The following is a 24,803-nucleotide window of genomic DNA, read 5'->3' on the forward strand; positions in this document are numbered from 1 at the left end:
GGCGGGCGGGTCGCGGAGGGCGGGGCCTCCGGTGCCGCCGGGGAGTCGATCGCGCGGGCCGACCTGGTCCTGGACGGCATCGTCGGGATCGGCGGCAAGGGCGGGCTGCGGGAGGCGGCGGTGCCGCTGGCGGACGCGGCCGCGCGGTCCCGGGCCGCCGTCGTCGCCGTCGACCTGCCGAGCGGGGTCGACGCGGACACGGGTCGGGTGCGGGGGGAGGCGGTCCGCGCGGACCTGACGGTGACGTTCGGGACGCACAAGCCGGGGCTGCTGATCGATCCGGCGCGGGAGTACGCGGGTGCGGTGCGGCTGGTGGACATCGGCCTGCCGCTGCCCGCCGAGGCGGCCGAGCTGGAGGCGTTGCAGCACGCGGACGTGGCACGCCTGCTGCCGGTTCCGGCGGCCGAGAGCGACAAGTACCGGCGCGGGGTCGTGGGCATCGCCGCCGGCTCGGCCCGCTACCCCGGTGCGGCCGTGCTCGCCGTCGCGGGCGCGCTGCGGGGCGGGGCCGGGGCGGTGCGGTACGTCGGCCCGGCCGGGGACGCGGTGATCGCCCGTTTCCCGGAGACGCTCGTGTCCGACCAGGGGCCGAGGCGGGCGGGGCGGGTGCAGGCGTGGGTGGTCGGACCGGGCGCCGGTGACGACGCGGCGACGGTGGCGGAGGTGCTGGCGGCGGAGGTGCCGGTGCTGATCGACGCGGACGGCCTGCGGCTGGCCGACGCGGACGCGGTCCGGGCGCGCAGCGCACCGACGCTGATGACCCCGCACGCCGGGGAGGCGGCGGCGCTGCTCGGGGTGGGCCGGGAGGAGGTCGAGGAGTCGCGGCTGGCCTCGGTGCGCGAACTGGCGGCGCGGTACGGGGCGACCGTGCTGCTGAAGGGCTCGACGACCCTGGTGGCCCGTGCGAAGGGCGGCCCCGTCCGGGTCAACGCGACGGGGACCTCGTGGCTCGCCACGGCCGGCAGCGGGGACGTGCTGTCCGGCCTGGCGGGGTCGCTGCTCGCGGCGGGTCTGTCGGCGCTGGACGCGGGGAGCGTGGGCGCGTACCTGCACGGCCTGGCGGGCCGCTTCGCGACGGAGGGGGCACCGGCGGGAGCGCACGACGTGGCCGAGGCGGTCCCGCGGGCCTGGCGGGATGTGCGAGGGGTGCGGGGGGACTGAGCCGGGGGCCCGGGCGGGGGCCTCCCCAGTACGGTGATCGCATGACCCCCGCACCGGACCCGGCCCCGCCCCTCTCGGACCTCGACTCGCTCCCCAAGGCCGAGTTCGGCTTCCCCGGGCCCCTGCGCGACCAGCTCGTCGCGGCCGTCCTCGACGGTTCGAAGACCTCCACGACCGGTCTGGTCGCCGACTACGCGCACGAGGGCGAGCCGCTGCCGCGGGCCGGGCGCCGCGAGGTGGTCGTCGACTCGCGCGGACTCCCCGTCGCCGTCATCGAGGTGACGGAGGTGCGTGTCGTCCCGCTCGCCGACGTGGACCTCGCCCACGCGGTCGACGAGGGCGAGGGGTACACCGGCGTGGCCGAGTGGCGTACGGGCCACGAGCGGTTCTGGCACGGCGAGGAGATGCGCGCGGCGCTGGACGACCCGGAGTTCACGGTGGACGACACGACACCGGCCGTCCTGGAACGCTTCCGCGTCGTCACCGTGCTGCCCGCCACCGGCTGCTGAGGCACCGTCGCGGGCCTACTCCACCGTCACCGACTTCGCCAGGTTCCGCGGCTGGTCCACCTCGTTGCCGCGGGCCGTCGCCAGTTCGCAGGCGAAGACCTGCAACGGCACCGTGGTCACCAGGGGTTGCAGCAGGGTCGGGGTGGCCGGCACCCGGACGAGGTGGTCGGCGTAGGGGACGACCGCCTCGTCGCCCTCCTCGGCGATGACGATGGTGCGGGCGCCGCGGGCGCGGATCTCCTGGATGTTGGACACGATCTTGTCGTGCAGGATCGACCGGCCGCGCGGGGACGGCACCACGACCACGACCGGCAGGTCCTCCTCGATCAGCGCGATCGGCCCGTGCTTCAGCTCGCCCGCCGCGAAGCCCTCGGCGTGCATGTACGCCAACTCCTTGAGCTTGAGGGCGCCTTCGAGGGCGACGGGGTGACCGACGTGCCGGCCCAGGAAGAGCACCGTCTTCTTGTGGGCGAGCGAGCGCGCCAGTTCCCGCACGGGGTCCATGGTGCCCAGGACCCGTTCGACCGCGTCGGAGATGCCGGACAGGTCGCGGACGACGTCGCCGATCTCGTCGCCGTACTTCGTGCCGCGCACCTGCCCCAGGTACAGGGCGACCAGGTAGCAGGCCACAAGCTGGGTGAGGAACGCCTTGGTGGAGGCGACGGCGACCTCGGGGCCCGCGTGGGTGTAGAGCACGGCGTCGGACTCGCGGGGGATCGTCGAGCCGTTGGTGTTGCAGATGGCGAGGACCCGGGCGCCCTGTTCGCGGGCGTGGCGCAGCGCCATGAGGGTGTCCATGGTCTCGCCGGACTGGGAGATCGCGACGACCAGGGTCCGCTGGTCGAGGATGGGGTCGCGGTAGCGGAACTCGCTGGCCAGCTCGACCTCGCAGGGGATCCGGGTCCAGTGCTCGATGGCGTACTTGGCGATCAGTCCGGCGTGGAAGGCCGTACCGCAGGCGACGACGACGACCTTGTCGACCTCCCGGAGCACCCCGGCGGGGATGCGCACCTCGTCCAGGCTCAGCGTGCCGGAGCCGTCGATGCGGCCGATGAGGGTGTCGGCGACGGCCTTCGGCTGCTCGGCGATCTCCTTGAGCATGAAGGAGGCGTAGCCGGCCTTCTCGGCGGCCGAGGCGTCCCAGTCGACGTGGTAGGAGCGGACGTCGGCCGGGGTGCCGTCGAAGGCGGTGACGCTGACGCCCTCGTCCCGGCGCAGCTCGACGACCTGGTCCTGGCCCAGCTCGACGGCGTCCCGGGTGTGGGCGATGAAGGCCGCGACGTCCGAGGCGAGGAAGTACTCGCCCTCCCCCACGCCCACCACGAGCGGGGAGTTGCGGCGCGCGCCCACCACCACGTCCGGCGCGTCGGCGTGCACCGCGACCAGCGTGAACGCGCCCTCCAGCCGCCGGCACACCAGCCGCATCGCCTCGGCGAGGTCGGTGCAGGACGAGTACTCCTCGGCGAGCAGGTGGGCGACGACCTCGGTGTCGGTCTCCGACCCCAACGCGTGGCCGCGCTCCGCCAACTCGGCCCGCAGCGGCGCGAAGTTCTCGATGATGCCGTTGTGGACCACGGCCACCCGGCCCGCGTTGTCGAGGTGCGGGTGGGCGTTGGCGTCGGTGGGTCCGCCGTGGGTGGCCCAGCGGGTGTGGCCGATACCGGTGGCGGCGGACGGCAGCGGATGTTCGGACAGTTCCTTGTCGAGGTTGACGAGCTTGCCGGCCCGCTTGGCGGTGGCGAGGCCGCCGTCGGCGAGCACGGCGACGCCCGCCGAGTCGTACCCCCGGTATTCGAGCCGCTTCAGTCCGGCCATCACGACGTCGAGTGCCGACTGAGGCCCTACGTATCCCACGATTCCGCACATACGCGGCAGCCTACGAGCAAGATCGGTGATGAAGCGATCCCGAAGCGGCCGTTCTCTGCCCGAAATCGGAAATTCCCACCGGGGTACGAACGCCGTCCGCGCCCCGGGCGTCAGCCGAGCTTGGCGACCTGCGCGTCGACGACCTCGGCGGGGACCTTGAATTCCGCGCCGGTCATCATCGAGGAGAGGTTGACGGCGCTGAAGGTGGCGAGGGTGGCGCCCTTGCGGACCACGACGAGCTTCATGAGCCCGCTGCCGTCCCCGCCGGTGGCCACACCGATGTTGACGGTGAGCCCCTCGTCCCCACCCTTGGGGGCGTCCGCCCCGCTCACCTCGGTGATCTGCATCTTGTCGCTGCCCACGGTGGCGACGAAGCCGCCCGCGCACTTCTCGACGGCCGCCTTCAGACCCGCCACCGCCTGCTCGGCGCCGCCGTCCGCGTAGGAGGCGACGTTCAGCAGGATCTTGTTCACGTCGACATCGGTCATGTCCTGGCCGTCCGGGCCCTTGCTCTCGGAGGGCGACTCCGACTGGCCCTGCCAGGAGCGCTGCACGTCCGCCGCCGGCTCGCCCTGGGCCACCGCGCCCTGGACGTAGACGAGCGGCAGGCAGGCCTTGTCGTCCGTCGAGATCTTGTCCTTGGCCACCTGGTCGTCCGCCGACAGTTCGGTGGCGACCTCGCCGTTCTTGACGTCGGCCTGGGCCAGGGCGACCTTCTCCAGTTCAGCGGCGGTCAGCGCCTTGCCCGCCGGGGCGGACCCGCCGGAGTCGCCCGCCGGGGCGGACTGCTCCGCCTTGGCCTTGTCGTCACCGGCCGCGCCGTCGTCGTCGGACGACCCGCCGCAGGCGGTGACGAGCAGGGCGAGGGCGGCGGCGGAGGCCGCGAGGGCGGTACGGCGGACAGCGATGGAACTCACTTGGGCACTCTTTCGTCGGGATGCGGGTGGACCCAAAGGGTGGGGTGATGTCAGATTGCGCCGGATTCTGTCGAGTTGCATCGAGACAGAGGTTTGAATCCGGTCGACTTTGCCCGCACCTTACCTACGGCAATCGCACGTACGATCGAATCCGGCCAGCCGAGACCCGACTGTGATCTCACCGGGGCGTGACACACCCCACCTGCCGCCCCGTTCGTACTCCGTTAACAATGGACTGTGATCTCTCCGGTCCCCTCGATTCCCCGGAGCGCCCACCGGCATCGGCCGGAGGCGACTCCCTACGTCGACCTCACCCGCCCCGAGTGGAGCGCGCTGCGCGACAAGACGCCGCAGCCACTGACCGCCGAGGAGGTCGAGAAGCTGCGCGGCCTCGGCGACGTCATCGACCTCGACGAGGTGCGGGACATCTACCTCCCGCTGTCCCGGCTCCTCAACCTCTACGTCGGCGCCACCGACGGTCTGCGCGGCGCGCTCAACACCTTCCTCGGCGAACAGGGCTCCCAGTCCGGCACCCCCTTCGTCATAGGGGTCGCCGGTTCGGTCGCGGTCGGCAAGTCCACCGTCGCCCGTCTCCTCCAGGCGCTGCTGTCCCGCTGGCCCGAGCACCCGCGCGTGGAGCTGGTCACCACCGACGGCTTCCTGCTGCCGACGCGGGAGCTGGAGGCACGGGGCCTGATGTCGCGGAAAGGTTTCCCCGAGTCGTACGACCGCCGGGCGCTGACCCGGTTCGTCGCCGACATCAAGGCGGGCAAGGCGGAGGTGACCGCCCCGGTCTACTCCCACCTGATCTACGACATCGTCCCGGACCAGCGGCTCGTGGTCCGCCGCCCCGACATCCTGATCGTCGAGGGCCTGAACGTGCTCCAGCCCGCGCTGCCCGGCAAGGACGGCCGCACCAGGGTCGGACTCGCCGACTACTTCGACTTCAGCGTGTACGTCGACGCGCGCACCGAGGACATCGAGCGCTGGTACCTCGCCCGCTTCCGCAAGCTGCGCGCGACCGCCTTCCAGAACCCGTCCTCGTACTTCCGCAAGTACACGCAGGTGTCGGAGGCGGAGGCCCTCGACTACGCCCGCACCACCTGGCGCACCATCAACAAGCCGAACCTGGTGGAGAACGTGGCCCCCACCCGGGGCCGGGCCACCCTGGTGCTGCGCAAGGGCCCCGACCACAAGGTGCAGCGCCTGAGCCTGCGCAAGCTGTGAGGCGGGCGGTGCTTGCGGGGCAGGCGGTGCGGGTGGGACCGGCGGTGCGTGGGGGACCGGCGGTGCATGCGAGACGGCCGGTGCATGCGGGACGGGCGGCGCGATAGAACTACCGGATGCTGCATCTGCGCCTGATCACCCCGGCCGACCGCACCGACGAGGTGGTCCGCCTGATCGACCGTACGGTCGGCACCACCCACCTCGTCGTCCTGCCGGGCGCCGCCCGCGAACCGGAGGGCGACGTCGTCATGTGCGACGTGGCCCGCGAGGCCGGTGACGAACTCATCAACGGCCTGCGCGGGTTGGGCATCGACAACAGCGGCGCCATCACCGCCGAGAACATCGACCTGTCGCTGTCCGAGCGCGCCGACCAGGCGGAGCGGGACGCGCCCGGCGAGGCAGCCGACGCGGTGCTGTGGGAGCAGTTGGAGGAGGCGACGCACGAGGAGTCGACGCTCTCCATCACCTACGTCGCCTTCATCACGCTCGCCACGATGATCGCGGCCTGCGGTGTCGTCCTCGACAACGCCATCCTGATCGTGGGCGCGATGGCGGTCGGCCCGGAGTTCGGCCCGCTGGCCGGCATCTGCACGGCGATCGTCCAGCGGGCCCCGCGGCTCGCCCTGCGGTCGGCGATCGCCCTGCTGGTGGGCTTCGCCGTGGCGATGGCGGTGACCGTGGGCTTCAGCTGGATCATGGCCGCCCTCGACCTGTTCAGCGAGGGCAAGCTGGAGGGCGACCGCCCCAACACCGGCTTCGTCTACGCCCCCGACGCCTTCTCGTTCGTGGTGGCGGTCCTGGCCGGCATCGCGGGCACGCTGTCCCTCACCTCGGCCAAGTCCGGCGCCCTGGTGGGCGTCGCCATCTCGGTCACCACGGTCCCGGCGGCCGCGAACGCCGCCGTCGCCCTGAGCTTCGGCGACACCAACCAGACGGTGGGCTCCACCGAACAACTCCTGCTCAACCTGGCAGGCATCGTGGTAGCCGGAACCCTGACCCTGCTGGCCCAGAAGGCACTGTGGTCGACCCAGCGAAGCCGACTCACCAAACCTGACAAGGCCGGTTGAGGTCACCCACCCAGGGGCGCGGGGAACTGCGCGACAAGCCACGACGGCGCGGCACCCCGCAACGCACAGAACCCCTCACCCCCAACCCGGCCCCGAAAACTACCCCAGCGCGGACTTCACCACATCGGCCAACCGCCCCGCCACAGACCGAGCCTGCTCGATATCGGCAGCCTCCACCATCACCCGCACCAACGGCTCGGTCCCGGAGGAACGCAGCAGCACCCGCCCCGTGCTCCCCAGCTCCCGCTCCGCCTCGGACACCGCCGCGGCCAGCTCGGCAGAGGTGCTCACCCGCGACTTGTCCACGTCCGGCACATTCACCAGCACCTGCGGCAGCCGCTCCATCACGGACGCGAGGTCCCGCAGCGTACGCCCGGTCTGCGCGACCCGCGCCGCCAGCATCAGGCCGGTCAGCGTGCCGTCACCCGTCGTGGCGTGGTCGAGGATGATGACGTGCCCGGACTGCTCGCCGCCGAGGGCGTAGCCGTGCTCCTTCATCTCCTCCAGCACATACCGGTCGCCGACGCCGGTCTGCACGAACCGGATGCCCTCGCGCTCCATGGCCAGCTTGAAGCCCAGGTTGGACATGACGGTGGCGACGACGGTGTCCGAGCGCAGCGCCTCCCGCTCCCGCATCGCGAGCGCGAGCACGGCGAGGATCTGGTCGCCGTCGATCTCCGCACCGGTGTGGTCCACGGCCAGGCAGCGGTCGGCGTCGCCGTCGTGGGCGATGCCGAGGTCGGCGCCGTGCTCGACGACGGCGGCCTTGAGCAGGTCGAGGTGGGTGGAGCCGCAGCCGTCGTTGATGTTGAGGCCGTCGGGCACCGCGCCGATGGTGACCAGTTCGGCCCCGGCCCGCGCGAAGGCCTCCGGGGAGACCCGGGAGGCGGCGCCGTGCGCCTCGTCGAGGACGATCTTCAGTCCGTCGAGGCGGTTGGGGAGCACGCCGACGAGGTGGGCGACGTACTGGTCGAGCCCCTCGTCGTAGTCCCGGACGCGGCCGACCCCGGCGCCGGTCGGGCGGTCCCAGGGGGCGCCGGTGCGGTGCTCGGCGTAGACGGACTCGATGCGGTCCTCCAGCTCGTCGGCGAGCTTGTGGCCGCCGCGGGCGAAGAACTTGATGCCGTTGTCGGGCATGGCGTTGTGGCTGGCGGACAGCATCACGCCGAGGTCGGCGCCGAGCGCGCCGGTGAGGTGGGCCACCGCGGGCGTCGGCAGCACGCCGACCCGCAGCACGTCCACGCCGGCGCTGGCCAGGCCCGCGACCACCGCGGCCTCCAGGAACTCCCCGGAGGCACGTGGGTCCCGGCCGACCACCGCGGTCGCCCGGTGCCCGGCGAAGGTGCCCGCCTCGGCCAGTACGTGCGCCGCGGCGACGGAGAGGCCCAGCGCCAGCTCGGCCGTCAGATCCGCGTTGGCGACACCGCGCACGCCGTCCGTGCCGAAGAGTCGTCCCACTTGTCCTCCTGAGGAAACGTCAGTTCCGGAGCGGCTGCCGATGAGTGCGGCCCACGCAGTCGGCTCCCGAACGCCCGGGCGAACAGCGCCCGACCAACGATCACATAAGCCTTAGAACGTCTTGTGCCGTTATACGCCCAACGGCGGGGATAAACGAACGCCCCGGCAGCACAGTGGCGTGCCGCCGGGGCGTTCGGAGTACAGCCGGTACCAGCCGGTACGACTTAGCGCTTGCTGTACTGCGGAGCCTTGCGGGCCTTCTTCAGACCGGCCTTCTTCCGCTCGACCGCGCGGTCGTCGCGGCGCAGGAAGCCGGCCTTCTTGAGGGCGCCGCGGTTGTTGTCCACGTCGGCCTCGTTCAGGGCGCGGGCGACACCGAGACGGAGCGCGCCGGCCTGGCCGGAGACGCCGCCACCCGCGATGCGGGCGATGACGTCGTAACGACCGTCGAGCTCGAGCACCTTGAAGGGCTCGTTGACTTCCTGCTGGTGCACCTTGTTCGGGAAGTAGTCCTCAAGGGTGCGACCGTTGATCTTCCACTTGCCGGTGCCCGGGACGATCCGGACACGGGCGATGGCGTTCTTGCGACGGCCCAGGCCGGCGGCCGGCTGGGGCTCGCCGAACGCGGAGGCCATGGACTCCGAGGTGTACTCGCCCTCGACGGGGACCTCGGACTCGGTGGTGTAGCTGTCGATGTCGATCTCTTCGAGCGGCTGCTCGGCAGTGGTCTCGGCCACGATGCTCCTCAGATTCTCTTCAGTCTTAGGGGGTGGCCGGACTTACTGCGCGACCTGGGTGATCTCGAACGGCTGCGGCTGCTGCGCGCCGTGCGGGTGCTGGTCACCCTTGTAGACCTTCAGCTTCGAGAGCATCTGACGGCCCAGGGAGTTCTTCGGGAGCATGCCCTTGACGGCCTTCTCGATGGCCTTCTCCGGGTTCTTGTCGAGCAGCTCGTCGTAGCGCACGGAGCGCAGGCCGCCCGGGTAGCCGGAGTGGCGGTACGCCATCTTCTGGGTCCGCTTGTTGCCGGAGAGGTGCACCTTGTCGGCGTTGATGATGATGACGAAGTCACCGGTGTCGACGTGGGGCGCGTAGATCGGCTTGTGCTTGCCGCGCAGGATGGAGGCCGTGGTGGAGGCCAGACGCCCCAGGACGACGTCCTGAGCGTCGATGACGTGCCACTGGCGCGTCACATCGCCGGGCTTGGGGCTGTACGTACGCACGGTTCGTAGCCTTCGCTTCTTCAGTGAGTGGTCCTGACATTGGTCACCGAAGACGATCACGACAGCCCTGACCGCACCGCGGTGACGCATACCGCGTGCAGATCGCTGGTCATCGGTCCCGGTGGACCGGTGTAAGGGCCCCTCACGTGAGAATGAGCAAGCCAATACACATACGACTGTGCAGAATACCCGGGCCCCGGCGGCCGGGTCAAAACGGGGCCGCGGGGGCACGCTCCGGCTGCGGCGCCCGGCCCTGCGGGACCCGGTCGTCCGCGCCCGCCGGACCGGTCCGGGCCTGCCGGGCGACCGCCACCGCCAGCACGCACAGCGTGAACGCGTCCCGGAAGGCCCGCCGCCGCTCCCCCTCCAGCCAGGGCCAGGTCAGGCCGGGTACCTGGGGCACCAGGGCGATCCAGAACCACACCCCGCGGGCCACCGAACCACCGTACGGCAGCCCGGCGAGCAGCAGCGGCAGGGCGACCAGGAGGTAGTGGTCGTAGGACGGCCGGGAGACGAGGAACGCCGAGAGCATCAGCCCCGCGCCGGTCTCCGCGAGCCGCAGCGGACCGGGATCGGCGCGGCGCCAGCGCCGGTACGCGCAGAGCACTCCGGCGCAGGCGGCCGCCACCGCGAGCCCCAGCGCGAGCGCCGGTGGCACCCCGAGCCGGGGCAGTACGGCCGCCGGGGAGGCCTCGTAGAGCCGTACGAAGCCGTCGTCGCCGTGCAGCAGGAAGGGCAGGGTGCGAGTGAAGAAGCCCGCCGGGTCGGGCATCGCCAGGGCCGCCGCGGCGGAGGCCAGCGCGGGCACCAGGACGGCCGCGGCCAGCGCCCGCCACCGTCCGGCGAAGAGGAAGAGCAGGAGGACCGGCGCGAGCAGCGGCTTGAGCGCCACCGCCGCCCCGATGACGACCCCCGCCCCCGTCCAGCGCCCCCGGCTCGCCAGCAGCAGGGCCAGCGGCAGCGCCACCGTCGCCGTCACCGTCCAGTTGCCGAGCCGCACCAGGTGCCCGAACGGCGCGAAGCCCAGCGCGAGCCCGGTCAGCCCGAGGACCGCGAGGCGGCTGCCCAGCGGCACCCGGTGCAGCCGCAGCGCGCAGGCCCAGGCCAGGGTCAGCAGGGCCGTCACCGCGCACGGCACCAGCACCCGCAGTACGGCCCCGGGCAGCAGCGCCTGCGGGACGGCGGCCAGGACGGCGCTCGGCAGGTAGAGGAAGTGCGGGTCGTCGTAGGGGGAGCCGCCGGCCAGCCAGGTGCGGGCGGCCCGCACGACGATCGCGTTGTCCATCCCGCCGTCCGGGGTCGTCCGCGCCGCGTGCGCGGCGGATGCCGCCAGCACCGTCACGAGCACCGCCCACGGATGCCCTCCCGCCGGCCGCACCAACCACCCGGAGATGTCGCTTTTGCCCGTCCGCATGAACGGAACGCTAGGCCCTGCGGCCCCCAAGTCCCCGCACCAGCACGCCCTTCGGCCCGTCTAAGATGCGCCCCATGAGCTTTGGGCAGGGGGGACCTCAGTCGCAGTGGGATCCCTGGACACCGCAATCGCAGCAGCCGCAGTCCCAGCAGTCACAGCAGCCGCAGTCCCAGCAGCCCTGGAACAGCGGGAGCGGTGACAACTCGCCGGACTGGGCCGCTCTCGCCGAGGCCTCCGAGGCCCGTGCCAAGCGGCGCCGGCTGTTCCTCATCGGTGGCGGCGCGCTGGCCACCGTGGCGATAGCCGGTGCCGTCGCGGTGGCCGTGGTCTCGGCGAACGGCTCGGACCAGGCGTCCGACGGTCCCTCCGCGCAGCTCCCGTCGACGGCGGACATACCCAGCGCGACGGCCACCGAGCCGTCCTTCGCCCCGACCAGCGCCCCGCCGCCGCTGAACCCGAAGGACTTCGTCTCCAGCGTCAAGAAGGACAAGGCCCCGCTCAGCCCCGACCTGCTCTTCCCCGGGACCCAGCTGACCATGGGCGAGACGGTGTACAAGAAGGGCCCGACGGCCGACACCCGCACCTGCGGCTCCGCCGTCCAGGGCACCCTGCCGAGGGTCCTCGACACCAACAAGTGCACCCGCCTGATCCGCGTCACCTACACCAAGGGCGACACGGCCGTGACCGTCGGGGTGGCCGTCTTCGACACCGAGGCGCAGGCCACGAAGGCGAAGAAGGACGCCGACAAGAAGAGCATCGTGCGCTCCCTGTCCGGCGGCGGCGTCAAGTCCTTCTGCACCGGCGCCGTCTGCCGCTCCACCACCAACTCCTACGGCCGCTACGCCTACTTCACCGTCGCCGGGTTCACGAACGGCAAGGACGTCACGGAGAAGTCCACCGGCGTGTTCCGCGCGGGTGACGACCTGGCCGAGTTCGCCTTCCGGCAGATCCGCCGGCGCGGCGAGGCCCAGGCGTCCGCGGCGGCGGAGGGCTGACGGCTCACCGCTCCCCCGTTCAGCAGCAGCCGGCTCCCGGCAGCGACCGCTTGTTGCGCGCCTCCTTGTTCCGGGCGGCCAGCAGCTCGTCGGCCGGGTAGCCGACCTCCTCCAGCGTCAGCCCGTGCGGCCGTACGACGTGCACGGCCGAGTCCCGTACGCCCGCGGCCAGCACCTTCGCCGGCCAGTCGGGCCCGCGGTGCCCGTCGCCGACGAACAGCAGCGCCCCGATCAGCGAGCGCACCATGTTGTGGCAGAACGCGTCGGCGCGCACGGTGGCGGTGATGATCCCGTCCTCGCCCCGCACGAGACTCAGCTCCTGCAGCGTCCGGATGGTGGTCGCCCCCTCCCGCTTCTTGCAGTAGGCGGCGAAGTCGTGCTCGCCCAGCAGCCCCGGGGCGGCCTCGTTCATGGCGTCCACGTCGAGCGGCCAGTCGTGCCACAGGACGTGCCCGCGCAGCAGCGGGTCGACGCCGCCGGGGTTGTCGGTGACCCGGTAGGCGTAGCGCCGCCAAACCGCCGAGAACCGCGCGTTGAAGCCGCTCGGCGCCTCCCTGAGCGCCCACACCCGCACGTCCCTGGGCAGCCGCCCCGCGAGCCGCTTGAGCAGCTTCACGTGGTGCTCGGCCCACACCTCGCGCGGCAGGTCGACATGGGCGACCTGCCCCCGGGCATGCACCCCGGCATCGGTCCGCCCCGCCACGGTCAGCTCGTACGTCTCCCGCGACCGCGTCACGGTCCGCAACGCGTCCTCGATCTCCCCCTGTACGGTCCGCCGCCCCCCGGCCTGCTTGGCCCATCCGGAGAACTCGCTCCCGTCGTAGGAGAGATCCAGCCGCACCCGCACGAACCCGGCCTCTACTTCATCACTCACCCGGAGATCCTCTCAGCCAAAAGGAAAGCGGGCCCGCCCTGGAAAGGACGGACCCGCAAACGCCCTCAAGGGGCGCGGGGAACTGCGCGAGCAACCACGACGAAGCCGCAGCCGCGATCACACAGCCCCCGGCAGACGCTTACGCGTCCTTGGACTCCTCGGCCGCAGCCTCGTCGTCGGCCTTGGTCGTGTCGACCTTGGCGTCGGAAACCTCGGCGGAGCCCTCGGCGTCCTTCGCCGCACGCTTCGTCGCGGCCTCGGCCTCACCCGTGGCCTGCTGCGCCACGGTCAGCGCCTCGACCAGCTCGATGACGGCCATGGGCGCGTTGTCGCCACGACGGTTACCGATCTTGGTGATCCGGGTGTAGCCACCGGGGCGGTTCTCGTAGCGCGGGCCGATCTCGGTGAAGAGCGTGTGGACGACGCTCTTGTCCGTGATCACCTGGAGCACCTGACGGCGGTTGTGAAGGTCGCCCTTCTTCGCCTTGGTGACCAGACGCTCGGCGTACGGACGCAGCTTGCGCGCCTTCGCCTCGGTGGTCGTGATCTTGCCGTGCTCGAAGAGCGACTTCGCGAGGTTCGCGAGGAGCAGCTTCTCGTGCGCGGCGCTGCCGCCCAGACGGGCACCCTTGGTGGGCTTCGGCATGATGTTTCTCCTAGGTGTCTGCCCCGGCCGTATCAGGTACCGAGGTCAGTATCCGAGCAGGCGGTCGCCTGTCGGAGATCCGGACAGGGCCCCGAAGGGGCCCGGCCGGAAGGGGCGCGGGGAACCGCGCGATCAAGCACAGCGCACCCGCACCCGAGTACGGACCGCAAGGCCCGAACTCTTAGTACTGCTCGGTCTCCACGAACCCGGCATCCGCGTCGTCGTCCGCGCCGAACGCGTCCGCCGCGGCGGTCGGGTCGAACCCGGGAGGCGAGTCCTTCAGCGCAAGCCCCATACCCGCGAGCTTGGCCTTGACCTCGTCGATCGACTTCGCACCGAAGTTGCGGATGTCGAGCAGGTCCGCCTCGGAGCGGGCGACCAGCTCACCCACGGAGTGGATGCCCTCACGCTTGAGGCAGTTGTACGACCGAACGGTGAGCTCCAGCTCCTCGATCGGCAGCGCCAGATCGGCGGCGAGCGCGGCGTCCGTCGGGGACGGACCCATGTCGATGCCCTCGGCGTCGATGTTCAGCTCGCGGGCGAGACCGAACAGCTCGACCAGGGTCTTACCGGCGGAGGCCATGGCGTCACGCGGACGCATCGCCTGCTTGGTCTCGACGTCGACGATCAGCTTGTCGAAGTCGGTGCGCTGCTCGACACGCGTGGCCTCGACCTTGTACGTGACCTTGAGAACCGGCGAGTAGATCGAGTCGACCGGGATGCGCCCGATCTCCTGACCGACCTGCTTGTTCTGCACGGCGGAGACGTAACCGCGACCGCGCTCGACGGTCAGCTCCATCTCCAGCTTGCCCTTGCCGTTGAGCGTGGCGAGGACGAGGTCGGGGTTGTGCACCTCGACACCGGCCGGGGGCGCGATGTCGGCGGCGGTGACCAGACCCGGGCCCTGCTTGCGCAGGTACATCACGACCGGCTCGTCGTGCTCCGAGGAGACGACCAGCTGCTTGATGTTGAGGATCAGGTCGGTCACGTCCTCCTTGACGCCCGGCACGGTGGTGAACTCGTGCAGGACACCGTCGATGCGGATGCTGGTGACAGCAGCGCCGGGGATCGACGAGAGGAGGGTGCGGCGGAGGGAGTTGCCGAGGGTGTAGCCGAAGCCCGGCTCCAGCGGCTCGATGACGAACCGGGAGCGGAACTCGTCGACGACCTCTTCGGTCAACGAGGGACGCTGAGCGATCAGCATGTGGTGATCCTTCAGTCAGGGGCGCCCGCTATTTGACGCCCGACTAGTACTGCAAGGGTACGGGCGATACGACCCGAAAGAGCCGTACCGCCCGGAAACCCTGGTGAAGCGAGATCAGACGCGACGACGCTTCGGCGGACGGCAGCCGTTGTGCGGGGTGGGCGTGACGTCCTGGATGGAGCCGACCTCGAGGCCGGTCGCCTGCAGGGAGCGGATGGCGGTCTCACGACCGGAACCCGGGCCCTTGACGAACACGTCGACCTTGCGCATGCCGTGCTCCTGCGCGCGGCGGGCAGCCGACTCGGCGGCCATCTGCGCGGCGAACGGCGTGGACTTCCGGGAGCCCTTGAAGCCGACGTGGCCGGCGGAGGCCCAGGAGATCACGTTGCCGGTCGGGTCCGTGATGGACACGATCGTGTTGTTGAACGTGCTCTTGATGTGCGCGTGGCCGTGAGCGACGTTCTTCTTTTCCTTGCGGCGCACCTTCTTGGCAGCGCCCTGACGTCCCTTGGGGGGCATGTCGTTCTCCTACGGGAGGTGGTCGGTCCTACAGCGAAGACCGCTGAACAGCGTCCGCTGAGGACTACTTCTTGCCCGGCTTCTTCTTACCGGCGATGGCGCGACGCGGGCCCTTGCGGGTGCGAGCGTTGGTGCTGGTGCGCTGACCGCGGACGGGCAGACCGCGACGGTGACGGAGGCCCTGGTAGGTACCGATCTCGACCTTGCGGCGGATGTCGGCCTGGACCTCGCGACGGAGGTCACCCTCGGTCTTGATGTTGTTGTCGACGTACTCGCGGATCGCGACGAGCTGCTCCTCGGAGAGGTCCCGAACACGGGTGTTCGGGTCCACGCCGGTGGCGGCGAGCGTCTGCTGCGAGAGGGTCCGGCCGATGCCGAACACGTAGGTGAGGGCGATCTCCACGCGCTTTTCGCGCGGGATGTCAACACCGGAAACGCGTGCCATTCAATGGCTCCAGTTGGTTGTCGGAGGTCTTCCACAGGACCGGTCCCCGGCCGCCGTATGAGGTACGGATCGGGTCCCCGGCCTCCGAACCGGGGGTGTCGGGCGAACGCTCGCCCGGGTCCTGCGTATGAACATGTTCAGCTCGCGTCGCGCGAAGTCCTGCGAATCGCGGAGGGAACGGTCGTGCGTCAGCCCTGGCGCTGCTTGTGGCGCGGGTTGTCGCAGATGACCATGACCCGACCGTGACGGCGGATCACCCTGCACTTGTCGCAGATCTTCTTGACGCTCGGCTTGACCTTCATGGGTGTGAGGTTCTCCGGGTCAGTTGCCGGCGGGCCCGCGCGCGGAGCGCACGGGACGTGGGCAAGATCTACTTGTACCGGTAGACGATCCGGCCACGCGTCAGGTCGTACGGAGACAGCTCCACCACGACCCGGTCGTCAGGGAGGATGCGGATGTAGTGCATACGCATCTTGCCGCTGATGTGTGCCAGGACCTGGTGGCCGTTCTGGAGCTCGACCCTGAACATGGCGTTGGGAAGAGACTCGACGACAGTGCCCTCGATCTCGATGGCACCTTGCTTCTTGGCCACGCTTCGCCCTTCGAATCGACTACCTTGATCGGCTCGTCGTGCACACCGCAAGACATGCGGGCACACGTGAGCCGACGAGTCAGTCTACGTCAGCAACCCCGGAAAGGCGAAACGAGGAAGTCTGCCCCGGATACGAGATCGTTATGCCAGCGGGTCCGGCGCCGCCGTGATCCCCAGCTCCGCCAGCTTGGCCCTGCCCCCGTCGAGGGCCGTCAGAACCAGCGGACCCTGTTCGGTCAGGGCCACCGAGTGCTCCCAGTGCGAGGACCACGTGCCGTCGGTCGTGATCACCGTCCATTCGTCCGACAGGACCTCCGTGCGCGGGGTGCCCAGGGAGACCATCGGCTCGATGGCGAGGCAGAAGCCGGGGACGAGCTTCGGGCCCTTGCCGCGGCGGCGGTCGACGTAGTTCAGCAGGTGCGGGTCCATGTGCATCTCGGTGCCGATGCCGTGGCCGCCGTAGTCCTCGATGATCCCGTACTTGCCGCCGCCGGGCTTGGGCTGACGGCGGATGTAGGACTCGATGGCGCGGGAGACGTCCACCAGGCGGTTGCCCTGCTTCATGGCGGCGATGCCCGCCCACATCGACTCCTCGGTCACCCGGGACAGCTCGACCAGCTCCGGGGAGTGGCCGGAGCCGACGAAGGCGGTGTAGGCGGCGTCGCCGTGCCAGCCGTCGATGATCGCGCCGCAGTCGATGGAGATGACGTCGCCGTCCTTGAGGACCACGTCGTCGGACGGGATGCCGTGGACGACGACCTCGTTCACCGAGGTGCAGATGGTGGCGGGGAAGCCGCCGTACCCGAGAAAGTTCGGCTTGGCGTCGTGTTCCGCGAGGACCTTGCGGGCGACCTGGTCCAGGTCCCTGGTCGTCGCGCCGGGCACGGCGGCCTCGCGCGTGGCCGCGTGGATGGCGGCGACGACCAGCCCCGCTTCGCGCATCTTGGCGATCTGCTCGGGGTTCTTGATCTGCACCATGGGGGCTGCGGCCTTTCTGGACTGGACCGGAGAAGAGAGGACGGGAAGGGACGGGACGGGAACGCAATCCCACGATACGGGGCGGAGCCGCCCCACCCCACAGCACAGCCGCGGCCCCCTGAGCGAGGGACCGCGGCTGCAGCCGGGCGGAGTACTACTTGTCGCGCTTGAGCGCCTCCAGCGCACGGCGGGTGACCTCTTCCACGGGGCCCGTCGCGGCGATGGTGGCGACCAGGCCCTGCGACTTGTAGTAGTCGATGATCGGCTCGGTCTGCGTGTGGTAGACCTCCAGCCGCTTGCGGACCGTCTCCTCGGAGTCGTCGTCCCGCTGGTACAGCTCGCCGCCGCAGACGTCGCAGACGCCTTCCTTCTTCGGCGGGGAGTACGTCACGTGGAAGACGTGCGCGGACTCGTTGCGGCAGACGCGCCGGCCGGCGATCCGCTTGACGACCTCGTCCTCCGGGGCCTCCAGGTCCAGCACCGCGTCGAGCTTCATGTCCTCGGTCTCGAGCAGCTCGTCCAGCGCCTCGGCCTGGGAGACGTTGCGCGGGAAACCGTCCAGCAGGAAGCCGCCCTCGGCGTCGGGCTGCTCCATGCGGTCCTTCGCCATGGCGATGGTGACCTCGTCCGGCACGAGATTGCCGGCGTCCATGTAGGACTTCGCGAGCTTGCCCAGTTCGGTCTGCTGGCTGATGTTCGCGCGGAACAGGTCGCCCGTGGAGATGTGCGGAATGTGCAGCGTCTCGGCAAGGCGGGTGGCCTGCGTTCCCTTTCCGGCACCCGGAGGCCCGACGAGGACGATTCGCATCAGCGGAGGAACCCTTCGTAATTGCGCTGCTGGAGCTGGCTCTCGATCTGCTTCACCGTCTCGAGACCGACACCCACGATGATCAGGATGCTGGTGCCGCCGAACGGGAAGTTCTGGTTTGCCCCGAAACCAGCCAACGCCATTGTCGGGACGAGAGCGATCAGACCCAAGTACAGCGAACCCGGCCAGGTGATCCGGTTGAGTACGTAGCTCAGATACTCAGCGGTCGGTCGGCCAGCCCGGATGCCCGGGATGAAGCCACCATACTTCTTCATGTTGTCCGCGACTTCCTCGGGGTTGAACGAGATGGCCACGTAGAAGAAGGCGAAGAAGACGATCAGGAAGAAGTACAGGATGATGTGCGGCGTCGCCGCCGTGTCCGCGAGGTTCTTCGTGATCCAGGTGGCCCAGCCCGCCGTCGAGTTCGAGAACTGGACGATCAGTGCCGGGATGTAGAGCAGCGACGAGGCGAAGATGACGGGGATGACGCCCGCCTGGTTCACCTTGAGCGGGATGTACGTCGAGGTGCCGCCGTAGGAGCGGCGGCCGATCATGCGCTTCGCGTACTGCACCGGGATGCGGCGCTGGGCCTGCTCCACGAAGACCACGAGGCCGACCATCACCAGGCCGACGAGGATGACCGTGCCGAACTCGATCCAGCCGTCGGCCAGCTCGCCCTGCTTCTTGATGGCCCACAGGGCGGACGGGAAGGTGGCGGCGATCGAGATGAACATCAGGATCGACATGCCGTTGCCGATGCCGCGGTCGGTGATCAGCTCGCCGAGCCACATGACGACGCAGGTACCGGCGGTCATGCAGATCACCATGACGACGGTGGTGAAGATCGCCTGGTCGGGGACGATCTGCCCGGCGACGGTGCAGCCGGAGAAGAGGGCGCCGCTGCGGGCGGTGGCCACCAGGCCGGTGCCCTGGAGGATGGCGAGCGCGACGGTCAGGTAGCGGGTGTACTGCGTGATCTTCGCCGTACCCGCCTGGCCCTCCTTCTTGAGGGCTTCCAGGCGCGGGATCACGACGGTCAGCAGCTGCAGAATGATGCTCGCCGTGATGTACGGCATGATGCCGAGCGCGAAGACCGTGATCTGCAGCAGGGCGCCACCGCTGAACATGTTGACCAGGCCGAAGAGGCCCTGGTTGCCGGACGCCTGGTCCACGCACTCCTGGACGTTCTTGTAGTCGACGCCTGGAATGGGGATGTGGGTACCAAGTCGGTACACCACGATGATGCCGAGCGTGAAGAGCAGCTTCTTGCGCAGGTCGGGCGTCTTGAACGCCCGGGCGAACGCGGTGAGCACGGTGCCTCCTGCGACCCCCGCGCTACTGCGTCAAGGGTGACGGTCTTGAGGTTCGACTGACGACTGATAAGTGGACGGCTAAGGGAGTAACGCTGAACCGCCGCCAAGAGTGCCTCATGTGACGCACCCGTGAAAGAGGGCAGCGCAGGCCACCTTACCGGCGGGAGCACTCCCCTTGGAACGACCAACCGGGGATACCCCTTTTGTGGGGCATCCCCGGTCGGGATCGCTCATGTCATCGACACGTCCGAGTAGTTCAGACGAGCTCGGTGACGGTACCGCCGGCGGCGGTGATCTTCTCCTTGGCGGAGCCGGAGACGGCGTCGACCGTCACCTGCAGCGCCACGGAGATCTCGCCCTGGCCGAGGACCTTGACGAGGCTGTTCTTGCGAACGGCACCCTTGGCCACGAGGCCCTCGACGGTGACTTCGCCACCCTCGGGGTACAGCGCGGCCAGCTTGTCGAGGTTCACGACCTGGAACTCGGTCTTGAACGGGTTCTTGAAGCCCTTCAGCTTCGGAAGACGCATGTGGAGGGGCATCTGGCCACCCTCGAAGCGCTCCGGAACCTGGTAACGGGCCTTCGTACCCTTCGTACCACGACCGGCCGTCTTACCCTTCGACGCCTCACCACGACCCACACGGGTCTTGGCGGTCTTGGCGCCCGGGGCGGGACGGAGGTTGTGGATCTTGAGCGGGTTGTTCTCCGCCATGATCAGTCGACCTCCTCGACCGTCACGAGGTGGCGGACGGTGTGCACCATGCCGCGGAACTCGGGGCGGTCCTCCTTGACGACCTGCGTGTTGATCCCCTTGAGACCAAGGGAACGCAGGGTGTCACGGTGGTTCTGCTTGCTGCCGATGTAGGACTTGACCTGCGTAATCTTGAGCTGCGCCATGATTACGCACCCGCCCCGGCACGCGCACGGAGAAGGGCCGCGGGGGCGACGTCCTCGAGCGGCAGACCACGGCGGGCCGCGATCTCCTCGGGACGCTGCAGGCCCTTGAGGGCCTCCACAGTCGCGTGCACGATGTTGATCTGGTTGTCGGAGCCGAGCGACTTCGACAGCACGTCGTGGATACCGGCGCACTCGAGCACGGCGCGCACCGGACCACCGGCGATAACGCCGGTACCGGGGGACGCGGGCTTGAGCAGCACGACGCCGGCAGCCTTCTCACCCTGGATGGGGTGCGGGATGGTGCCCTGGATGCGGGGGACCTTGAAGAAGTGCTTCTTGGCCTCCTCAACGCCCTTGGCGATGGCGGCCGGCACCTCCTTGGCCTTGCCGTATCCGACACCCACGGTGCCGTCACCGTCGCCCACCACGACCAGCGCGGTGAAGCTGAAGCGACGACCACCCTTCACAACCTTGGCGACGCGGTTGATCGCGACGACGCGCTCAACGTAAGCGGTCTTCTCGGCGGCGCCTGCGCCACCGTCACGGCCCTTCCGGTCCCGCCGCTCGCCGCCACCGGCACCGCTACCGCGGCGCTGGGGTCCAGCCATTGGAATTACCTCTCTCTGTTTCCGCTAGCGATACGGAACCGGCTCAGAACTTCAGTCCGGCTTCGCGGGCGGCGTCCGCCAGGGCTGCGATGCGCCCGGCGTACTGGTTGCCACCACGGTCGAACACGACGGCCTCGATACCGGCGGCCTTGGCGCGCTCGGCGACCAGGGCGCCGACCTGCTTGGCCTGCGCGGACTTGTCGGCCTCGCCGCCACGGATCGAGGTGTCCAGGGTGGACGCCGACGCAAGGGTGTGACCCTTGATGTCGTCGATCACCTGGGCCACGATGTGGCGGTTCGAGCGGGTAACGACCAGACGGGGACGCTCCGCCGTACCCGAGAGATTCTTGCGAATCCGGATGTGGCGGCGCTTGATCGCGGCGCGCTTGTAGGCGTCGCCCTTCAGGATCTTCTGTCCGTATGCCATGGCTTACTTACCCGCCTTTCCGACCTTGCGGCGGATGACTTCGCCCTCGTACTTGACGCCCTTGGCCTTGTACGGGTCGGGCTTGCGCAGCTTGCGGATGTTGGCCGCAACCTCGCCGACCTTCTGCTTGTCGATGCCCTCGACCGAGAAGTGGGTCGGGTTCTCCACCTTGAAGGTGATTCCCTCGGGGGCCTCGACGAGGATCGGGTGGCTGTAGCCGAGGGAGAACTCCAGGTTCGAACCCTTGGCGAGCACGCGGTAACCGACACCGCTGATCTCGAGCTTCTTCACGTAACCCTGGGTCACGCCGGTGATCATGTTCGCCACCAGCGTGCGGGACAGGCCGTGCAGGGCCTTGCTCTGACGCTCGTCGTTGGGGCGGGTGACGTTCAGCACGCCGTCCTCACCCTTGGCGATGTCGATCGGCGCCACGACGGTGTGGGTCAGCGAGCCCTTGGGGCCCTTGACCGAAACCGTACGGCCGTCGATGGTGACGTCCACGCCGGCGGGAACCGCGATGGGGAGCTTGCCGATGCGCGACATAGCTGTTTCCTCCGTTCCCTTCCGTTACCAGACGTAGGCGAGGACTTCTCCGCCTACGCCCTTCTTGCCGGCCTGCTTGTCGGTGAGGAGCCCGTGGGACGTGGAGATGATCGCCACGCCGAGGCCACCCAGCACCTTGGGCAGGTTGGTGGACTTCGCGTACACCCGGAGACCGGGCTTGGAGATCCGCTTGATGCCCGCGATGGAGCGCTCACGGTTCGGGCCGAACTTCAGCTCGAGGACGAGGTTCTTGCCGACCTCGGCGTCCTCGGTCTTCCAGCCCGTGATGAAGCCCTCCTGCTGGAGGATCTCCGCGATGTGAGACTTGATCTTGGACGCCGGCATCGTCACAGAGTCGTGGTACGCCGAGTTCGCGTTCCGCAGACGCGTAAGCATGTCTGCGATCGGATCAGTCATGGTCATGAATTGGCCTTCGGCCTCTCTCGCCGGGGTTTCCTGGTGCGCCATCCCTCTCCCCGATCCGAGACGGGACGGGTGCGGCGCGGTGGACCTACGGCGTAGTAAGTCGTACGGGCGGCAGACGCCCAACCCCGCAAGCCTACGGCATGCGAGGGCGGGCTTCTGCCGACCCAGATGCTTACCGAGAGCCTTGGTAACCCGGAATTACCGGATTACCAGGAGCTCTTGGTCACGCCCGGCAGCTCGCCACGGTGAGCCATCTCACGAAGGCACACGCGGCACAGGCCGAACTTGCGGTAGACGGAGTGCGGACGGCCGCAGCGCTGGCAGCGCGTGTAGCCGCGGACACCGAACTTGGGCTTGCGAGCAGCCTTGGCAATCAGAGCCTTCTTCGCCATCTCGCTCACGCCTCCTTGAAGGGGAAGCCGAGGTGACGGAGGAGCGCGCGGCCCTCAGCGTCGTTGGTCGCCGTGGTCACCACGGTGATGTCCATACCCCGGGTGCGGTCGATCTTGTCCTGGTCGATCTCGTGGAACATGACCTGCTCGGTGAGACCGAAGGTGTAGTTGCCACGGCCGTCGAACTGCTTGGGGGACAGACCACGGAAGTCGCGGATGCGCGGCAGCGCCAGCGACAGGGTGCGGTCCAGGAACTCCCACATGCGGTCGCCACGGAGCGTGACGTGGGCACCGATCGGCTGGCCCTCACGCAGCTTGAACTGCGCGATGGACTTGCGGGCCTTGGTGACGGCCGGCTTCTGACCGGTGATGGTGGTCAGATCGCGGATCGCGCCCTCGATCAGCTTCGAGTCACGGGCGGCGTCGCCGACACCCATGTTGACCACGATCTTCACGAGGCCGGGGATCTGCATGACGTTCTCGTAGGAGAACTCCTCACGCAGCTTGCCCGCGATCTCCTCGCGGTACTTCGTCTTGAGACGCGGAGTGGTGGTGGTAGCCATCAGATGTCCTCACCCGTCCGCTTGGCAACGCGGATCTTGTTGCCCTCGTCGTCGAAGCGGTAACCGACGCGCGTGACGACCTTGTCGCCGTCCTTCTCCACGACCAGCTGGACGTTGGAGACGTGGATCGGCGCCTCGGTGGTCACGATGCCGCCGGCCTGCGAACCGCGAGCGGTCGGACCGGCCTTGGTGTGCTTCTTGACCCGGTTGACACCCTCGACCAGGACGCGGTCCTCACGGGGGAAGGCCGCGATGACCTTGCCCTGCTTGCCCTTGTCCTTACCGGTGATGACCTGGACCAGGTCGCCCTTCTTGATCTTCATGCTCACAGCACCTCCGGCGCGAGGGAGATGATCTTCATGAACTTCTTCTCGCGCAGCTCACGGCCGACCGGGCCGAAGATACGGGTGCCGCGAGGGTCGCCGTCGTTCTTCAGAATGACGGCGGCGTTCTCGTCGAAGCGGATGTACGAGCCGTCCGGACGGCGGCGCTCCTTGACGGTGCGAACGATGACCGCCTTGACGACGTCACCCTTCTTCACGTTGCCACCGGGGATCGCGTCCTTGACGGTGGCGACGATGACGTCACCGATACCCGCGTAGCGGCGGCCGGAGCCACCGAGCACACGGATGGTCAGGATTTCCTTCGCACCCGTGTTGTCGGCGACACGCAGCCGCGACTCCTGCTGGATCACGTCTATCTCCTGAATGTCTGCCGGTTCCCCGGGAGCCGATCACTGGGTGAACGGCTCCCGGAGCCTGGCGGAACTGTCCTGCGAGGAATGCCCCGCAGGAGATTTCTTACTTGGCCTTCTCGAGGACCTCGACGACGCGCCAGCGCTTCGTCGCGGACAGCGGCCGGGTCTCCATGAGGAGGACACGGTCGCCGACGCCCGCGGAGTTCTGCTCGTCGTGAGCCTTGAGCTTCTCGGTACGGCGGATGACCTTGCCGTACAGCGCGTGGGTCACGCGGTCCTCGACGGCGACGACGACGGTCTTGTCCATCTTGTCGCTGACGACCAGACCCTGACGGGTCTTGCGGAAGCCGCGCGCGGCCTTCGTCTCTTCAGTCACGTTGCTCTCGCTCATCAGGCGCTCTCCACCGTCTCGATGCCCAGCTCGCGCTCACGCATCAGGGTGTAGATCCGGGCGATGTCCTTACGGACGGCCTTGAGCCGACCGTGGTTCTCGAGCTGACCCGTCGCCGCCTGGAAGCGGAGGTTGAACAGCTCTTCCTTGGCCTCGCGGAGCTTCGCAAGAAGCTCCTCGTTGCCCAGCTCGCGCAGCTCGGACGCCTTGGTACCGGCCGACATCACGCTTCACCTGCCTCGCGCTTGACGATCCGGCACTTCATCGGCAGCTTGTGGGCCGCACGAGTCAGCGCCTCACGGGCGATCTTCTCGTTGGGGTAGGACAGCTCGAACATGACCCGGCCCGGGTGCACGTTCGCGATCCACCACTCCGGAGAACCCTTACCGGAACCCATGCGGGTCTCGGCCGGCTTCTTCGTGAGCGGGCGGTCCGGGTAGATGTTGATCCAGACCTTGCCGCCACGCTTGATGTGGCGGGTCATCGCGATACGGGCCGCCTCGATCTGGCGGTTGGTCACGTACGCCGGCGTGAGGGCCTGGATGCCGTACTCGCCGAACGCGACCGTCGTACCGCCCTTGGCCTGACCACGGCGCTTCGGGTGGTGCTGCTTGCGGTGCTTGACCCTACGGGGGATCAGCAT

34 protein-coding genes are annotated in these 24,803 nt (G+C 69.2%); 5 read left to right on the forward strand and 29 right to left on the reverse strand.

What is annotated here, in order from left to right; genetic code table 11:
- Together BZZ08_RS26115 and BZZ08_RS26120 are read left to right on the forward strand one after the other, a co-directional pair.
- Window positions 1-1,161 (forward strand): NAD(P)H-hydrate dehydratase (locus BZZ08_RS26115; RefSeq protein ID WP_104634697.1); only part of this gene is annotated, 1,161 nt, incomplete at its 5' end.
- Between the two features lie 41 nt (window positions 1,162-1,202).
- On the forward strand, window positions 1,203-1,670 hold the full coding sequence (locus BZZ08_RS26120; protein WP_104634698.1) for an ASCH domain-containing protein: 468 nt from the start codon (window positions 1,203-1,205) through the stop codon (window positions 1,668-1,670).
- 15 nt (window positions 1,671-1,685) lie between these two features.
- Here BZZ08_RS26120 and glmS read toward each other — a convergent pair whose 3' ends face one another.
- Together glmS and BZZ08_RS26130 are read right to left on the reverse strand one after the other, a co-directional pair.
- Window positions 1,686-3,536: a glutamine--fructose-6-phosphate transaminase (isomerizing) gene (glmS, locus tag BZZ08_RS26125; RefSeq protein ID WP_104634699.1), complete on the reverse strand. Its 1,851-nt coding sequence runs from the start codon at window positions 3,534-3,536 to the stop codon at window positions 1,686-1,688.
- A gap of 110 nt (window positions 3,537-3,646) precedes the next feature.
- A complete protein-coding gene (locus BZZ08_RS26130) occupies window positions 3,647-4,453 on the reverse strand; it encodes a hypothetical protein (protein WP_104634700.1) in 807 nt (268 codons plus the stop codon).
- Between the two features lie 237 nt (window positions 4,454-4,690).
- Between BZZ08_RS26130 and coaA the strand changes: the two genes are divergently transcribed.
- A complete protein-coding gene (gene coaA, locus BZZ08_RS26135) occupies window positions 4,691-5,680 on the forward strand; it encodes a type I pantothenate kinase (protein WP_104634701.1) in 990 nt (329 codons plus the stop codon).
- A gap of 116 nt (window positions 5,681-5,796) precedes the next feature.
- A complete protein-coding gene (locus BZZ08_RS26140) occupies window positions 5,797-6,747 on the forward strand; it encodes a DUF389 domain-containing protein (protein WP_104634702.1) in 951 nt (316 codons plus the stop codon).
- A gap of 99 nt (window positions 6,748-6,846) precedes the next feature.
- On the opposite strand, the gene glmM is transcribed toward BZZ08_RS26140, so the two are convergent.
- From glmM to BZZ08_RS26160, 4 genes are all read right to left on the reverse strand, one after another.
- Window positions 6,847-8,205 (reverse strand): phosphoglucosamine mutase, encoded by a 1,359-nt coding sequence (gene glmM / locus BZZ08_RS26145; RefSeq protein ID WP_104634703.1) that lies wholly within the window; start codon window positions 8,203-8,205, stop codon window positions 6,847-6,849.
- A 224-nt stretch (window positions 8,206-8,429) separates the two neighbouring features.
- Window positions 8,430-8,942: a 30S ribosomal protein S9 gene (rpsI, locus tag BZZ08_RS26150; protein WP_087807730.1), complete on the reverse strand. Its 513-nt coding sequence runs from the start codon at window positions 8,940-8,942 to the stop codon at window positions 8,430-8,432.
- 42 nt (window positions 8,943-8,984) lie between these two features.
- A complete protein-coding gene (gene rplM / locus BZZ08_RS26155; protein ID WP_031041507.1) occupies window positions 8,985-9,428 on the reverse strand; it encodes a 50S ribosomal protein L13 in 444 nt (147 codons plus the stop codon).
- 208 nt (window positions 9,429-9,636) lie between these two features.
- The gene (locus BZZ08_RS26160) at window positions 9,637-10,842 is read right to left on the reverse strand and encodes a glycosyltransferase 87 family protein (protein ID WP_241965567.1); all 1,206 of its coding nucleotides are present in this window, start codon (window positions 10,840-10,842) and stop codon (window positions 9,637-9,639) included.
- A 74-nt stretch (window positions 10,843-10,916) separates the two neighbouring features.
- Between BZZ08_RS26160 and BZZ08_RS26165 the strand changes: the two genes are divergently transcribed.
- Window positions 10,917-11,837: a hypothetical protein gene (locus BZZ08_RS26165; RefSeq protein WP_104634705.1), complete on the forward strand. Its 921-nt coding sequence runs from the start codon at window positions 10,917-10,919 to the stop codon at window positions 11,835-11,837.
- Between the two features lie 19 nt (window positions 11,838-11,856).
- On the opposite strand, the gene truA is transcribed toward BZZ08_RS26165, so the two are convergent.
- The 23 genes from truA to rplP all read right to left on the reverse strand — a co-directional run bounded on the left by truA (window position 11,857) and on the right by rplP (window position 24,803).
- Complete coding sequence (truA, locus tag BZZ08_RS26170; protein ID WP_104634706.1) at window positions 11,857-12,711, reverse strand: tRNA pseudouridine(38-40) synthase TruA; 855 nt, start codon at window positions 12,709-12,711, stop codon at window positions 11,857-11,859.
- 139 nt (window positions 12,712-12,850) lie between these two features.
- Complete coding sequence (rplQ, locus tag BZZ08_RS26175; protein ID WP_104634707.1) at window positions 12,851-13,357, reverse strand: 50S ribosomal protein L17; 507 nt, start codon at window positions 13,355-13,357, stop codon at window positions 12,851-12,853.
- A 181-nt stretch (window positions 13,358-13,538) separates the two neighbouring features.
- Entirely contained in the window at window positions 13,539-14,561 is a 1,023-nt protein-coding gene (locus tag BZZ08_RS26180) for a DNA-directed RNA polymerase subunit alpha (protein WP_003966937.1), read from the reverse strand.
- Between the two features lie 114 nt (window positions 14,562-14,675).
- Entirely contained in the window at window positions 14,676-15,080 is a 405-nt protein-coding gene (gene rpsK / locus BZZ08_RS26185) for a 30S ribosomal protein S11 (protein ID WP_003948617.1), read from the reverse strand.
- A gap of 64 nt (window positions 15,081-15,144) precedes the next feature.
- Window positions 15,145-15,525: a 30S ribosomal protein S13 gene (rpsM, locus tag BZZ08_RS26190; RefSeq protein WP_003974244.1), complete on the reverse strand. Its 381-nt coding sequence runs from the start codon at window positions 15,523-15,525 to the stop codon at window positions 15,145-15,147.
- 188 nt (window positions 15,526-15,713) lie between these two features.
- Entirely contained in the window at window positions 15,714-15,827 is a 114-nt protein-coding gene (gene rpmJ, locus BZZ08_RS26195; RefSeq protein ID WP_003974245.1) for a 50S ribosomal protein L36, read from the reverse strand.
- Window positions 15,828-15,895: 68 nt separating this feature from the next.
- Window positions 15,896-16,117, reverse strand: coding sequence for a translation initiation factor IF-1 (gene infA / locus BZZ08_RS26200; protein ID WP_004927214.1), 222 nt, complete (start codon window positions 16,115-16,117; stop codon window positions 15,896-15,898).
- Between the two features lie 141 nt (window positions 16,118-16,258).
- Entirely contained in the window at window positions 16,259-17,095 is an 837-nt protein-coding gene (map, locus tag BZZ08_RS26205) for a type I methionyl aminopeptidase (protein ID WP_104634708.1), read from the reverse strand.
- A 154-nt stretch (window positions 17,096-17,249) separates the two neighbouring features.
- Window positions 17,250-17,903 carry an adenylate kinase gene (locus tag BZZ08_RS26210; protein WP_104634709.1) on the reverse strand — a complete coding sequence of 218 codons (654 nt, stop codon included), beginning with the start codon at window positions 17,901-17,903 and terminating at the stop codon, window positions 17,250-17,252.
- Entirely contained in the window at window positions 17,903-19,216 is a 1,314-nt protein-coding gene (secY, locus tag BZZ08_RS26215) for a preprotein translocase subunit SecY (protein ID WP_003974248.1), read from the reverse strand. The genes BZZ08_RS26210 and secY overlap by 1 nt, the downstream gene beginning before the upstream one ends.
- Window positions 19,217-19,472: 256 nt before the next feature.
- Window positions 19,473-19,928 carry a 50S ribosomal protein L15 gene (rplO, locus tag BZZ08_RS26220; RefSeq protein WP_003974249.1) on the reverse strand — a complete coding sequence of 152 codons (456 nt, stop codon included), beginning with the start codon at window positions 19,926-19,928 and terminating at the stop codon, window positions 19,473-19,475.
- 2 nt (window positions 19,929-19,930) lie between these two features.
- Complete coding sequence (rpmD, locus tag BZZ08_RS26225; protein ID WP_003974250.1) at window positions 19,931-20,113, reverse strand: 50S ribosomal protein L30; 183 nt, start codon at window positions 20,111-20,113, stop codon at window positions 19,931-19,933.
- Between the two features lie 2 nt (window positions 20,114-20,115).
- Entirely contained in the window at window positions 20,116-20,721 is a 606-nt protein-coding gene (gene rpsE / locus BZZ08_RS26230; protein WP_003974251.1) for a 30S ribosomal protein S5, read from the reverse strand.
- Window positions 20,722-20,764: 43 nt separating this feature from the next.
- A complete protein-coding gene (gene rplR / locus BZZ08_RS26235) occupies window positions 20,765-21,148 on the reverse strand; it encodes a 50S ribosomal protein L18 (protein ID WP_052839849.1) in 384 nt (127 codons plus the stop codon).
- Between the two features lie 3 nt (window positions 21,149-21,151).
- Entirely contained in the window at window positions 21,152-21,691 is a 540-nt protein-coding gene (gene rplF / locus BZZ08_RS26240) for a 50S ribosomal protein L6 (RefSeq protein ID WP_003974253.1), read from the reverse strand.
- Window positions 21,692-21,715: 24 nt separating this feature from the next.
- Complete coding sequence (gene rpsH, locus BZZ08_RS26245; protein WP_026248232.1) at window positions 21,716-22,114, reverse strand: 30S ribosomal protein S8; 399 nt, start codon at window positions 22,112-22,114, stop codon at window positions 21,716-21,718.
- 209 nt (window positions 22,115-22,323) lie between these two features.
- The gene (locus BZZ08_RS26255) at window positions 22,324-22,509 is read right to left on the reverse strand and encodes a type Z 30S ribosomal protein S14 (protein ID WP_003948630.1); all 186 of its coding nucleotides are present in this window, start codon (window positions 22,507-22,509) and stop codon (window positions 22,324-22,326) included.
- Between the two features lie 5 nt (window positions 22,510-22,514).
- Window positions 22,515-23,072 carry a 50S ribosomal protein L5 gene (gene rplE / locus BZZ08_RS26260; protein WP_003974255.1) on the reverse strand — a complete coding sequence of 186 codons (558 nt, stop codon included), beginning with the start codon at window positions 23,070-23,072 and terminating at the stop codon, window positions 22,515-22,517.
- Complete coding sequence (rplX, locus tag BZZ08_RS26265) at window positions 23,072-23,395, reverse strand: 50S ribosomal protein L24 (protein ID WP_104634710.1); 324 nt, start codon at window positions 23,393-23,395, stop codon at window positions 23,072-23,074. Before rplX ends, rplE begins: the two co-directional genes overlap by 1 nt.
- Before the next feature lie 2 nt (window positions 23,396-23,397).
- The gene (rplN, locus tag BZZ08_RS26270) at window positions 23,398-23,766 is read right to left on the reverse strand and encodes a 50S ribosomal protein L14 (protein WP_003974257.1); all 369 of its coding nucleotides are present in this window, start codon (window positions 23,764-23,766) and stop codon (window positions 23,398-23,400) included.
- 106 nt (window positions 23,767-23,872) lie between these two features.
- A complete protein-coding gene (gene rpsQ, locus BZZ08_RS26275) occupies window positions 23,873-24,160 on the reverse strand; it encodes a 30S ribosomal protein S17 (protein WP_052839851.1) in 288 nt (95 codons plus the stop codon).
- Window positions 24,160-24,384 carry a 50S ribosomal protein L29 gene (gene rpmC, locus BZZ08_RS26280; protein ID WP_003974259.1) on the reverse strand — a complete coding sequence of 75 codons (225 nt, stop codon included), beginning with the start codon at window positions 24,382-24,384 and terminating at the stop codon, window positions 24,160-24,162. The genes rpsQ and rpmC overlap by 1 nt, the downstream gene beginning before the upstream one ends.
- Window positions 24,384-24,803 (reverse strand): 50S ribosomal protein L16, encoded by a 420-nt coding sequence (gene rplP, locus BZZ08_RS26285; RefSeq protein ID WP_004927269.1) that lies wholly within the window; start codon window positions 24,801-24,803, stop codon window positions 24,384-24,386. The genes rpmC and rplP overlap by 1 nt, the downstream gene beginning before the upstream one ends.

The organism is Streptomyces sp. MH60, from assembly GCF_002939385.1.
In the GTDB taxonomy this organism is placed as follows: domain Bacteria; phylum Actinomycetota; class Actinomycetes; order Streptomycetales; family Streptomycetaceae; genus Streptomyces.